The sequence below is a fragment of the Bacillus sp. AFS077874 genome, from assembly GCF_002566505.1.
Classification (GTDB): domain Bacteria; phylum Bacillota; class Bacilli; order Bacillales; family Bacillaceae_G; genus Gottfriedia.
Genome location: NZ_NUYF01000058.1, coordinates 51704 through 64041, shown reverse-complemented (window position 1 = coordinate 64041; position 12338 = coordinate 51704). Strand labels below are relative to the sequence as shown.

The following is a 12338-nucleotide window of genomic DNA, read 5'->3' as shown; positions in this document are numbered from 1 at the left end:
CTCATGAACCTCTTATGAGTTACTATATTTCAGTTTTTTGCTGGTTTACTTCCTCATTTATGAGTAACTACTTTTCACGTTTATGCTCTTTTTCTTGCTCATACCTTTCCCGTTACTTCAATAAGGAGAAAATAAAACAATTCGATCGCTTCATACAAACTTACAAATAAAAAGGACATTTTACTTAAAAAAATGTCCTTTTTACCAATTACATCATATTTAGGTTGTATAACTATCAAACTCTCAGTTTTTACTTTGATTAGCAAGTGCCATTTCTTTAACTTGTTCTTCAGTTAAGTCATAGAACTTAAGGAAGATGAATAATGCAATTAAACATCCAACCGCTCCACCTAGATTAAATGTCGCCCATAAGGATTTAAGAGTAGTAGCAGTTTGAGTAACGGCATGTCCATTTGTTGCTGCTTTATAGCCTGCAATACCGATGATCCACATTCCAAGTCCTCCGGATATTGCTCCAATAATTTTAGAACTGAATGTTTGTGTTGCAAATATAACTGCTTCAAAACGTGTACCATTTTTATAGCAATCATATTCAACTGAATCAGCAAAGAACATTGGATAAATAACAAGCTGCGGTGCTATTAACATTGCTTTAAGAACTGAAACGCCTAAAAATAATCCGAAATTTTCGTATGCAACAAAGTATGTGACAATTGATAGTATTGCATTTGCAGCTAAAGCAAAAGACATAAGTTTAATTTTTCCATATTTGTTTACTAACTTTGGAACAAATGGAGCAACAAGAACTACAGGTAAAATTCCAATTCCAAGAATAAGTGAAACTTTAGTTGCGTCCTTATAAATATCAGTAGCCACAAAAGGTGCTAAAGTGTTTGTAAAGTTAACTCCGTTTGCAATGATATTTACGATTACGATTGTTTTTAAATATTTGTTATTAAATAGTGAATGTAAGATTTCTTTAATTGCAGGTTCTTTTTTATTTGATTTAACTCGTTCTTTTACAAATCTTGTCATTGACATGACTACAAATGCAATGATTGAAAAAATTAATACAGAAATCATGTAATTGTTATCAGTTGCCTTTAAAACGCTTGGGAATGCAGCTACTGCAACAAGTATACCGACAATACCAGTAATTTGATTGTTTGCAAGTAAAACTGTTCGTTCTTCAGGGTTTGGTGTGATCACCGTTGAAAATGCGAATGCAGGAGCATCTGCAGCAGCATAAAGTGTACCCCATACTAAATATGTGACAGCTGCATAACCAATACGTACACCCTCAGAAGCTGCAAGTAATTGATGACTAAATCCGAAACAAAGAAAAGTCATAATAGGTACAGTAATTGATGCTAGATTTACCCAAGGTTTAAATTTTCCACTTTTTAAATTTAGTCGTTCGATAATTGTTGCGAGAGTTGGATCTACAAATGCATCCCAAATTCTTGCTAGTAAAAGAATACTACCTACAGTTGTTGCACTGATTCCTAAAACACTAGTATAATAAACTGCTAAAAATGAAGATACAATGAAGAAAATAATATTTTGACCAAAGAAATATGAGCTGTACATGAAACGCTCTGATTTTTTTGTAACAAAGGCATTTTTCGGTTTAGCATTTTTTTCTATAATTATTCGTTCATTTACAACTGAATTTTTCCCCATATTCCCACTCCCCATATCTTACTGATTACATTGTTTGTTTTAATAGTTCCGCTGCTGTTTTTTCGTCAAAAATATTATTTAAAAACTTAGAGATCATCACTTGTTTTTCTTTTTCATCTAACCCCATATCAACATCGCTATTTTGAAGAAATTGAAACATCATCATCAAGAACTGTTTCGCTTCTTCCTGAGCAGCCTGTCCGTTAATTGTTGCTGCTTCAAATGGAGCATGATTTAAAGTAATTAAGTTTAAATCTTCCATATATACTTTTAAACGTGATAGGAAATCTTCATAGTTTCTCTCGATCGTCCATGCTGATTCTGCAATTGCATTTATTCTAGGAGAAATCATAAATTCCAATATTTCTGGTTTAGTTACTCTTTCAGTCCAAATTGCCCCTTCAATTCCAAACACATTTGAAGCATTTAACGCAGGATTAGGTTGATATTCATAAGTTTTCTGTAATGTTACAATTGAATACGGATAATCAAAATAGCAGTTAAACAATTCAGAGAAAATGACTTCCTGTCCATTTTCAAAGTATGGCTTGCAATAGCTTTCCTCAGTAAATTCAACCCAATATTGTGTTATCAAGTTGTTTTCTACTTCTTTAGATCTTAATGTTTCATTCCAACAAACGACCTGTTTACCATGTTGATTTAAATGAGCTGTTATTCGTTTAGTAAATGCATATTGCAGATCATCATAACTATCGATGTTATTTTTTTTCATAAGTGCTAAACAATGAGGACAGGTTTTCCAATTTGTTTTTGGTACTTCATCTCCACCTATATGGAATTTTGATGAAGAGAACAGCTGAACGATTTCATCTAATAGATTAAATATCCAAGTATATGTTGATTCTTTTCCAGGACAGAGAACTGTCTTATACACACCAGCACTACTTGCTAATTCTACTCTTTCCTCAAAGCAGCTAAGACTTGGATTAGCAATTAACATGGCAGTGACATGTCCAGGCATATCGATTTCTGGTATAACTTCTACCCCTCTAGCTTGCGCATATTTGATAACTTCTCTTATCTCATCTTGCGTATAATACTCCTGATTTTCAGTTAATTTAGGATATACTTTAGATTCAATTCTCCAGCCTTGGTCATCGGATAAATGCCAATGTAACACATTTAATTTATTTAACGACATTTCTTCGATAATCTTTATCATTACATCCACGTCGAAGAAATTTCTACTAACATCTACAAGTAATCCTCTATGCTTATATTTCGGATAATCTGTAAAAATAACTCCGTCTAGTTTTCGATTAGAAGTTTTGACTGCTTCGACAATTAATACATATAGAGTAGTAAGAGCATTTTTTATTCCGGAGTCATCATTTGAGAATACTTTTATTTGATCAATAGAAATATCAATCTTATAACCACTTTCTTCAACTGTTGGATCCTTTATTAATTCAATATCAGCAATTGTATTTAAATCGGTTTCCGACACAAAAATGTCACATTTTGACTTTATTCTATCCGAAAATACCTCGATCCCAGCATCAATGAAGTCTTTATTTCTAATCGAAAGTGTTTCTTTTATAGCGAAACAAATCTTTTCTTTTAATTCGATTTTACCGTTGATCTTTGGTATTAAATTCATAAAGTCCCCTGCTTTCATTGTTAAATTTTTTGGGTATTCTTTTCGGTTTAACAATCCACTTTTTTTCAAATATTATAATTGTCAAAACTTGAAAACCCTTTCATTTTGTTGTATCTAAAATATATAATAATCGAAAAGAGTAATTTGATATTTTTTTGTGCATTTTGATAAAATCTTGCTCAAAATTGTGAGGTACTTCTTTGAAAAATTATAAACTCATAAACATATCTGAACTAAAAATAAAAGCAAACAGTTTCCATATTGTGTCTGGATTAGACGTTATAGGCATTGATTTTGATTTCAATATCGTTTTTTCTTTTACTTCATCTAATCATAAAAATGACCATTATAATTTCCTAATGGATTCACTTGAAACAATTAAAGTGAAATTAGATTCTATTTTAGAATCTAAAAATAATTATTTTAAACTTTATTGGCAAGAAACTCTCTTATATCATGTTTTTTTTATCAAAAACGAAAATGAAAATTTGCTAATTATTCTTGGCTCAGATATAGGATTAGATTGTCGTATAGATTTGCCATCAGAATCAGATTGGTATAGTAAATCGGAGCATTTTTTGAAATTATTACAATGGATCATCGAGCCTTATTCTACTGTTGCTTTCACTGAACCAGAACAGTATCATCTTGAAGGAAAAGAAGGACATCAACCTCCTTTTGTTCCCGACGTTTCTTTAATTGAACTTTATTATGAGAAAGAATCTTTACATGCTACCACCGAGGAATTTGAAGAATTTAAATCGATATTGGTAGGAGGAAAATTGGGGGAATTAGAAAAACGATTTAATTTTACTAAGGTACTTGAATCAATCGATCAAATCGAGTTAGCAAAAGGAGACTCTTTAAGATCAATGAAAAATCATTTTATAGCCGCTTGTGGAATAATCTCCCAATATGTAATTGATTCTGGTTCAGATAATGAATATGCAAGAACTTTAGCGGATAAATATATTAATTTAGTTGAAAGGTTAACTTCGAAACTTGATATTTTTAAATTAATGAAAGAAATGATCTTAAAATTTTCAGAATGTATTGTCCATTTTTCTAATCCGAATTACTCAAGTCTAACAAAAAAAATTATTCTTTATTTGAATGCAAACTTTTATGAAAATATTACTTTACAAGATGTAGCCAAAGAATTTAATATAAGTTCTTCTCACCTTTCAAAAAAATTAAATAAAGAAACAGGTATGTCATTTAATGATAATTTAAATAAAATTAGAATAAACGAAAGTAAAAAGTTACTACTTCATACCGATAAGTCTATTTTAGAAGTAGCGATTGCAGTGGGCTTTAACTATCAAAATCATTATGGTAAAGTTTTTAAGCAAATTGTAGGAGTTTCACCAAATGCATTTCGTAATCATCGTACTAAGTAAAATGTTATATTTCTAAGTAGTTCAAAAGGAGCCAATTATTTGGTTCCTTTTTTATTTTCAATAAGTTGTTGTAAATAGAAATTATTCCTTTTCAATTTTTTAGACTATATTGAAAAGGTAAATTGTGGGTATCCTAACTGTTAGAATCGAATGCCATAGACCATTTATTATGGTCCTTTAGTAAGCGAGACATTTATATTTAGGACGTGAGATTATGTCAGAGACAGATATGTCAAAATACGAGAAGAAAATTGAAGTTCGAAATATACGTATGGAAGATATTAGTGAAATTATGAAGCTATCAAACCGTTGTTTTCCAGGTATGGAAGGATGGAAAAGAGAACAATTAGAAAGTCATATTCGCATTTTTCCTGAAGGCCAGTTTTGTGTAGAGTATGAAGATAAAATTATTGGTTCTTGTTCAAGTTTAATGGTTGACTTCGATGAATATGATGACCAGCATACTTGGAACGTCATAACTGATAATGGTTATATTACAAACCATGATCCGAATGGATTTAATTTATATGGAATTGAAGTTATGGTTGATCCAGAATACCGTCGTATGAAAATTGGCCATCGTCTTTACGAAGCGAGAAAGGAATTGGCTCGACAATTAAATCTTCAAAGCATTATCATTGGTGGTCGAATCCCAAATTATCATAAGCATAGAGATGAAATGTCACCACGTGAATATGTAGCTGCAGTAGAAAAGCATAGTATTTATGACCCAGTTTTATCATTTCAATTAATGGAAGGTTTTACAATTAAACGAATTAATACACGTTACCTTCCCGATGATAAAGCATCAGATTCATTTGCCACTTTGATGGAATGGAGTAATATTGACTATCTTCCAAAATCTAAACGTGTTTATCGTGCATCATTCCCAGTTAGAATTTGCGCAATACAATACATGATGAAAAAAATCGATTCATTCTCTGATTTTACGAAGCAAATTGAGTATTATGTTGACGTCGCCGCTGACTTCGGTTCCGATTTTGCTGTTTTCCCAGAGTTGTTTACAACACAATTGATGTCTTTTCTTGAAGAAAAACGCCCTGATCAGGCTGTTCGTAGGCTAGCAACCTATACTGAGCAATATATTGAACTTTTTACAGAACTTGCTGTACGCTACAATGTCAATATTGTAGGGGGATCTCACTTCGTTGAGGAAGATGGTAATATCTACAATGTTGCTTATCTATTTAGACGCGATGGTACGATTGAAAAGCAATTAAAAATTCATGCAACTCCTAATGAGAGAAAATGGTGGGGAATTTCAGAAGGTAACGAAATCCATGTGTTTGACACAGATTGTGGAAAAATCGCTATCCAAATATGCTATGATATCGAATTTCCGGAACTTGCTCGTATTGCAGTAGATCAAGGGGCAAATATCATTTTCGTTCCATTTTGTACGGATGATCGCCAAGGTTATCTCCGTGTTCGTTATTGCGCTCAAGCAAGAGCAATCGAGAACCAAGTATATACTTGTATCGCAGGAACAGTTGGGAACTTAACACATGTACAAAACATGGATATTCAATATGCACAATCTGGTATTTTCTCCCCTTCTGATTTTGGCTTCGCAAGAGATGGCATTGTTGGAGAATGTGATGCAAATGTTGATACTGTCGTAGTCGGGGATGTTGACCTTGAAAAATTAAGACGTTCTCGAAATACGGGATCAGTTCGGCAATTACGTGATCGACGTCGTGATTTGTATCGAATTGAATTTAAGAATTTAAAGCTAGAATAAAGACCTTGATTGATAAAAAAATTGATATTAAAGAATTAAGCTCAGTCTAAAATAGTATGCTGAGCTTAATTTATTTTATATTTTTTCAATTTATATGTGTTAGAAATAGGCTTCCAATTGTAAAGATTGATGAAATATAAAACGAAAATGGAACTTTAAAAATTTCCGTTTCATTATCTATACCTGCTATGATTCCCGTTTTTCCCTGAACTGTTGATTTATCTAATCTTCCAATCAAGCCATCCCTACTAGTATTAAAAAAACGATTATAGCTGTAATAATCAACGAACTAACAAAAAGCCAATTAGTCCAAGTAGAACCCATTGCATAGGAAAATCCAAAAGGTGTCAGAATCAAGCTTATAAACGTAATACTCCCCGAGAGTAAATTTTTCACTTTTTCACCTCTTTGTCTCCCTGTTCTAAGTTTCACCTTTTACTATATTCTACCAATTTTTTAAAATTCATTTATTCTTATATTTTATTTAATAGTTTTACTCGTAAATAAAATAAATTAATATTTAAATCCTTATCGCAACTAATATTCTGTATTTTTTTTGACATTTTCAGACATTGAAACAAATCTCTACTATTCTAAAAAAATGTTAATCTGAGTAATTTTTCCTAAAAATTTTTAAAAAGTACAAATCTGTGTACGATAACATTTTTTTATGATATCTTTACTTTATAATTTGATTATTCAGAAATAATTATAATTTTAAATTATATGTCGAATTTTTGTATTTTTCTTATTATTTCTAATGAAATCTGTTTAATACGAGGAGTGAAAGTTTTGGAATTAAACGATGTATTACATGGGCATAGATCAATTCGAGAATATGAGGATAAGGAAGTAAGCCAAGAATTGTTAGATCAAATATTAGATGCAGGTATTCGTGCGTCTTCAAGTGGTAATATGCAATCTTATTCGATTATTGTCACAAAAGACAAGGAAATTAGAAAGAAATTATATTCTGCTCATATGGAGCAATCAATGGTTATTGATGCACCTATTCTTTTAACTTTTTGTGTGGATTTTAATCGAATGAGAAAGTGGCTTACGCTTAATGATGCACCCGTACATTTTGATAATTTCATGAGCTTTATGATTGGTGCCATTGATGCTACTTTGGCATCCCAAAACTGTGCTTTAGCAGCTGAGAACGCAGGTCTTGGTCTATGCTACATGGGCTCTACCCTAGCAAATTGTAATCAAATTGGTGATATCCTAAACTTACCTTCAAATGTCGTACCAGTTGTAGGCTATTCTTTAGGCTATCCAAAAGAAAATCCAGCATTACGTGACCGGCTTCCAAGACAAGGTCTAGTTCATTATGAACAATATAATGATTATTCAGATGAAGATATTCTTGAAATCTATAAAGAAAGAAATGAAAAAGGCTGGCAACGTTACATGGACGTTCCAAAGCTTAAAGAAATGACAGAGCGACTAGGATTAAAGAATTTAGCCCAAATTTATACGATTGCAAAGTATACACAAGAATCACATCATGAATATTCACAAACAGTACTAGAATATTTAGAGAAACAAAATTTTATGAATAATAAATGATAGTTATCAATAGAAAAGTCGATTTCCAATGAAGAATCGACTTTTTATATTTTCATTTTTTATAGATTACTAGTTATTCTTCTCATTTATAAAGATAAACATATAAACTAATACCCTCTTGCTTAATGTTATAATTCTTAAATTCAGTTTCATTTAAAAACATCTCAAAATTTTCTTTTGTATAAGCACCTTTTTTCAAGAACGTTTTAAAAGCAAATTTTACAAAATACTTATCAAACCCCGTCATTCCAGTTTTTCTAATTTCACCTTCAATATCTTGTGCAGTTGCATTAAAATTCATATCGATTATAAGTGATGTTCCACCTGGTTTTAATACCCTATACATTTCTTTGAGTGCTTTTACTGGATCCATAAAGTTCTTAAATGCTGCACTGCAAATAATAAAATCAAATGTGTTATCATCACAAGGTAGATTTGATGCATTACCTTCTTTAAAATTTACTAAAACATTTGCTTCCTTTGCATTATTTTTTTCGATGTTAACAAAATCTGGACTTAACTCTATTCCTGTAACATCAAAACCTATTTTTGCAAGCTCAATAGATAGATATCCTGGTCCGGGAGCTACTTCTAAAATCTTTGCACCTTCTTGAACTAAAGATTGTATTTCGGTTGCATATTCTTGCATTTGTGTCATACGGCTTTTTCGGGAGTTTTTGTCATACCATTTTGCTGTATACCCATAAATACCAACATCTTTTTTCTTCCGCATATTTTTCATCATCTTATCCACCCTACCTCTTTTTTTAATGTGATCAATCATTGTTCACAAGCCTTATTATTTTAAAAAATTTATTTGATTTAGCTAGTAGGTAATTTGTTTGAACTTTAAAGTAGTTTATATTTCTAGTACAATAAGAGAACAAAAACGTCTAACAACGTTAGTTATCTAACATCGTTAGAGTAACATCTAACACTGTTAGAGTCAATGACAATTATTATATTTTTGGAGAGATTTTATGGCGATAACGAAAGAAGCAATTGTAAAAGCATCCCTCGATATTTTAAATCGTGACGGAATAAGTAATTTATCGATGCGCACATTGGCAAAAGAACTTGAGATCAAAGCCGCATCCTTATATTGGCATATTAAAGATAAACAGGGTTTGTATGATTTAATTGCAGAGCACTTAAATAATGAAATTGTGCTACCTGAAGAATTAGATGATGCTAGGGAAGCTTTAACAGCTCTAGCATTTGAAGTGCGAAGAGTCTTATTAAAAACACGAGATGCAGTAGAAGTTTTTGCGCAATCAATGCCAACTACACCGAGTAGATTAAAAGCAGTAAAATTCACTTTAGAAAATTTAACTAAATTCGGTGTATCTGATCAAAACTGTCTAGTTGCTGGTAACCTTTTTAACAACTACGTATTATCATTTGTAGCAGATGAACATCGTGCAATGCAGTTCACATATACTCCCGAAGAAGTAACTGCATTTACATCATTTTTTGGTGAGCAGTATCATTATCGTTTTGATTTTGAAGAACAATTTTTATATGGATTAAGGGTAATATTTGCTGGATTACATACTGAATAAATAAAAAAAGTCACATCATACTTTCGATGTGACTTTTTGAAATAGTATTTAGAATTTACATCAATTTTTAATACGTTAACTTTCTTTGAAACTAAAATAGGATCTGAAAACTAATCAGCTCCTATTTTAGTTTCATTCTTTTCCTTTATAACTGGTTTCCCGTCCTTATCCAATAATGGGGTGAGTCCTCCAGCATAGCCATCCTAACTAAATAAATATTGTATTCCTGACTCTTTATCTTTTTTACGACAGACATCATTTTAGCTTCTTTATAGATTACAAAAATCTATTATCCGAATCTTTTATAGACAAATGTATCCTCCTTAATCAAACCGAACTGTATCAAAACCATCCATTATATCTTCTAATTCAGTTAAAAAATTTAATTGGACTGGACCGGGAATTTGCTCCATCCACTTTTTAACTTCAGGTAACTCTTCAGCCTCTTCAATATTTGTTGGTTTTGGATCAAGCGTTTCCCACCATTTCTTCAATTCATCAATAAATTCATAGAAATAGCGTTCAAATCTTTCTGCCCACTCTGCTCCTTCATCATCAGTCGTTTTTTGCATCATGCTCCAAGCTTCCATTGCTGTTTCAAAGTATTCATCAATCTTTTTCATGGTATTTTCCTCTCTTGATATAAGTACTACTTACTCTATTATATAAATTATTGATTAGAATCAATTCGATGTGTTGGTCATTTTTCAATTCAATAACCACACCAGTGATTTAAAATCTTGGTCGATCATTATTATGTGTCTGTCTCGTAATTTCTTCATGTAATTTTTGACTTTCTGTTTTATCTGGCGCTTTTGTTCCGAACTTTTTTTGCATAAAGAAACCAAATGCAATTGCGACAACTATCCCCCCCAAAATAGATAGCCAAATAGTGTCAATTCAATCACTACTTTAATTAATAGTATTAGCAAAATAAAAATCGACTTTACGTCGATCTCGTTGTTTTAAAATAGATTTAAGTAAACTGCATATCTACTATTTACAAACTATGAATTAATTCATTTATTCCAGGTATTAATATCATAATTATTGAGGAAGAAACCAACAGTATTGTGACTTTATTAGATAATTTCACTTTTCCTTTACCATTGTACCATCCACTAAATTGAATTTTATTCCGATATAAGACAAATATTAATAAAAGGATTCCAAAAGAACTCCACCATCCCGAATTTGAAAGATTCACACCAATTCCCATGTATATTTCTGATAAAACTGTTGAAAATAGAGCACCTAGTATCCCGAAGATTACGATAATTCTAATCATTTCTAATATTAGTCCCACTTAAGCTGACATTGCCTTCATTTAAAGCCTCCAAAAGTTTATTTTACTTTTTAAAATATTTCTATCTAAGATATATATTCGATATTTGGTAATTTTCACCTTTTTTATCCACGTTTTAATTAAAAAAAAATTAAATGTAGCATTCTATGTTTACCTTTTAAAGGGATTTTTCATTGTACTTAATAAATTCCCCCTATTAATTAGACGAATAGATCCTTCTTACAAACTTTTAATTTTCAATAATTCCATATAAATAATCTGTTTACTAAATGGTATGAAGTTCCATTGTAATTTAACCTAAATTTCGTTCATCAAGTTATAAAATTTTGTATACAATTTGTGTTAAATAAAAATACATCAATATCAAGCTATGGGCTATTTCACTATCAATTACTTGTCTACGATATTTCACAACCAGTACAAGATGATCTGAATGTTATTACTGTCTAATTTCACTGGTATATAAGCCCTTTATTTTATCTAAGACTGAATAGACTAAAACCAACCGAAATTCTTAAAAATAGACCGCTCCTTCATTGAAAATATGACTGAAAATCCTAAGAACTTTTCATTAGTCAAAGCGATTATTAAGATGGGTCATAGTTTAGGATTTAAATTTGCTGAGGGAGTAGAAACCGAAGATCAAATGAAAATGTTAAAAAATTTAAATTGCGATGTCGGTCAAGGTTACTATTTTAATCGTCCTTTACCGTTAGAGGAAATCTGTCTTTCAAAGGAGATAGGAATTAACTGATTCGAACTTTACTAAAGGGCGTATTAATACGTCCTTTTTTTGAGCTCACTTTTCTTACAAGATAGTCAAGGCTTCTCGTGAGGAATAAAGTGTAAATAGTTAGAAAATACTATTGAAAGGTTTTTAATGTTCAGGGGGGATATTTTGTTTAGTCAGGTCGTAAAATCTATACCCAACTTACTGACAATCGGAAATTTAATTTGTGGTGTTCTATCGATTACGCTTAATATGAGTGGTTTAATCATGTTATCCTCAATTTTTATTTTCATCGCTGCTATGTTTGATCTTCTTGACGGTAGAGTTGCAAGGAAACTAAAAGTGAATAGTGAATTTGGTGTAGAGCTAGATTCTTTAGCGGATATTGTTAGTTTCGGCGTTGCCCCTGCGCTTTTATTTCATTCCATATCGGCACCATCAATCTTAACCTCACTAGCATTTATCCTTTTTCCTACGATGGGGGCATTAAGATTAGCAAAATTTAGCGCTAAGCCTACAATAGGTTATTTTAAGGGATTACCTATTCCTGCCGCTGGTTTACCTTTAGCTGGTATGGGAATGTTTTTTTATAGTAATGCATGGATTACTTTAATTCTTGCTTTCTTAATGGTTAGTCCAATTAGGTTTAAAAAGCTTTAACAAACTTTAATGCAAAATGCTATTACCCTCTGTTGAGGATATAGCATTTTTAATTTTTATTGAAAAAATTTTATCGCATTA

General features: G+C 31.3%; 13 protein-coding genes and 2 pseudogenes. 6 read left to right on the top strand and 9 right to left on the bottom strand.

Annotation, left to right across the window (positions count from 1 at the left end; genetic code table 11):
* Positions 1-243 precede the first annotated feature (243 nt).
* Together COJ46_RS23250 and COJ46_RS23245 are read right to left on the bottom strand one after the other, a co-directional pair.
* A complete protein-coding gene (locus COJ46_RS23250) occupies positions 244-1644 on the bottom strand; it encodes an MFS transporter (protein ID WP_176522570.1) in 1401 nt (466 codons plus the stop codon).
* A gap of 25 nt (positions 1645-1669) precedes the next feature.
* The gene (locus tag COJ46_RS23245; RefSeq protein ID WP_176522569.1) at positions 1670-3265 is read right to left on the bottom strand and encodes a beta-N-acetylhexosaminidase; all 1596 of its coding nucleotides are present in this window, start codon (positions 3263-3265) and stop codon (positions 1670-1672) included.
* Positions 3266-3465: 200 nt separating this feature from the next.
* On the opposite strand from COJ46_RS23245, the gene COJ46_RS23240 reads away from it, so the two are divergent.
* Together COJ46_RS23240 and COJ46_RS23235 are read left to right on the top strand one after the other, a co-directional pair.
* Positions 3466-4665 (top strand): helix-turn-helix transcriptional regulator, encoded by a 1200-nt coding sequence (locus COJ46_RS23240; RefSeq protein WP_098566385.1) that lies wholly within the window; start codon positions 3466-3468, stop codon positions 4663-4665.
* 214 nt (positions 4666-4879) lie between these two features.
* Positions 4880-6427: a bifunctional GNAT family N-acetyltransferase/carbon-nitrogen hydrolase family protein gene (locus tag COJ46_RS23235; RefSeq protein ID WP_069032142.1), complete on the top strand. Its 1548-nt coding sequence runs from the start codon at positions 4880-4882 to the stop codon at positions 6425-6427.
* An 85-nt stretch (positions 6428-6512) separates the two neighbouring features.
* Here the strand turns inward: COJ46_RS23235 and COJ46_RS24725 are convergent, their stop codons facing one another.
* On the bottom strand, positions 6513-6665 hold the full coding sequence (locus COJ46_RS24725) for a hypothetical protein (protein ID WP_176522568.1): 153 nt from the start codon (positions 6663-6665) through the stop codon (positions 6513-6515).
* Positions 6662-6823 (bottom strand): hypothetical protein, encoded by a 162-nt coding sequence (locus COJ46_RS24720; protein WP_176522567.1) that lies wholly within the window; start codon positions 6821-6823, stop codon positions 6662-6664. Before COJ46_RS24720 ends, COJ46_RS24725 begins: the two co-directional genes overlap by 4 nt.
* Before the next feature lie 396 nt (positions 6824-7219).
* Here COJ46_RS24720 and COJ46_RS23230 point away from each other — a divergent pair, with 396 nt between their 5' ends.
* Complete coding sequence (locus tag COJ46_RS23230; protein ID WP_097976984.1) at positions 7220-7999, top strand: nitroreductase family protein; 780 nt, start codon at positions 7220-7222, stop codon at positions 7997-7999.
* Between the two features lie 82 nt (positions 8000-8081).
* Here the strand turns inward: COJ46_RS23230 and COJ46_RS23225 are convergent, their stop codons facing one another.
* Positions 8082-8741: a class I SAM-dependent methyltransferase gene (locus tag COJ46_RS23225; protein WP_286133579.1), complete on the bottom strand. Its 660-nt coding sequence runs from the start codon at positions 8739-8741 to the stop codon at positions 8082-8084.
* Between the two features lie 238 nt (positions 8742-8979).
* Between COJ46_RS23225 and COJ46_RS23220 the strand changes: the two genes are divergently transcribed.
* Positions 8980-9561, top strand: a complete 582-nt coding sequence (locus COJ46_RS23220) for a TetR/AcrR family transcriptional regulator C-terminal domain-containing protein (RefSeq protein ID WP_097976980.1) — start codon at positions 8980-8982, stop codon at positions 9559-9561.
* A gap of 110 nt (positions 9562-9671) precedes the next feature.
* Here the strand turns inward: COJ46_RS23220 and COJ46_RS25175 are convergent.
* From COJ46_RS25175 to COJ46_RS23205, 4 genes and pseudogenes are all read right to left on the bottom strand, one after another.
* A pseudogene (locus tag COJ46_RS25175) lies at positions 9672-9761 on the bottom strand (DUF6440 family protein); the annotation flags it as partial.
* Between the two features lie 123 nt (positions 9762-9884).
* On the bottom strand, positions 9885-10184 hold the full coding sequence (locus tag COJ46_RS23210) for a hypothetical protein (protein WP_097976978.1): 300 nt from the start codon (positions 10182-10184) through the stop codon (positions 9885-9887).
* 109 nt (positions 10185-10293) lie between these two features.
* Positions 10294-10437 (bottom strand): hypothetical protein, encoded by a 144-nt coding sequence (locus COJ46_RS24715; protein WP_176527981.1) that lies wholly within the window; start codon positions 10435-10437, stop codon positions 10294-10296.
* A gap of 124 nt (positions 10438-10561) precedes the next feature.
* Positions 10562-10849: a hypothetical protein gene (locus COJ46_RS23205; RefSeq protein WP_286133578.1), complete on the bottom strand. Its 288-nt coding sequence runs from the start codon at positions 10847-10849 to the stop codon at positions 10562-10564.
* Positions 10850-11384: 535 nt separating this feature from the next.
* Here COJ46_RS23205 and COJ46_RS25310 point away from each other — a divergent pair.
* Positions 11385-11621, top strand: a pseudogene (locus COJ46_RS25310) (EAL domain-containing protein); the annotation flags it as partial.
* 144 nt (positions 11622-11765) lie between these two features.
* A complete protein-coding gene (pssA, locus tag COJ46_RS23195; RefSeq protein ID WP_098566384.1) occupies positions 11766-12257 on the top strand; it encodes a CDP-diacylglycerol--serine O-phosphatidyltransferase in 492 nt (163 codons plus the stop codon).
* The last annotated feature ends 81 nt before the right edge of the window (positions 12258-12338 follow it).

Excerpts from the sequence above, each read along its gene's own strand:
- COJ46_RS23250 (WP_176522570.1), bottom strand. The coding sequence starts at position 1,644 with ATGGGGAAAAATTCAGTTGTAAATGAACGAATAATTATAGAAAAAAAT.
- COJ46_RS23245 (WP_176522569.1), bottom strand. The coding sequence starts at position 3,265 with ATGAATTTAATACCAAAGATCAACGGTAAAATCGAATTAAAAGAAAAG.
- COJ46_RS23235 (WP_069032142.1), top strand. The coding sequence starts at position 4,880 with ATGTCAGAGACAGATATGTCAAAATACGAGAAGAAAATTGAAGTTCGA.
- COJ46_RS23225 (WP_286133579.1), bottom strand. The coding sequence starts at position 8,741 with ATGAAAAATATGCGGAAGAAAAAAGATGTTGGTATTTATGGGTATACA.
- COJ46_RS23220 (WP_097976980.1), top strand. The coding sequence starts at position 8,980 with ATGGCGATAACGAAAGAAGCAATTGTAAAAGCATCCCTCGATATTTTA.
- COJ46_RS23210 (WP_097976978.1), bottom strand. The coding sequence starts at position 10,184 with ATGAAAAAGATTGATGAATACTTTGAAACAGCAATGGAAGCTTGGAGC.
- COJ46_RS23205 (WP_286133578.1), bottom strand. The coding sequence starts at position 10,849 with ATGATTAGAATTATCGTAATCTTCGGGATACTAGGTGCTCTATTTTCA.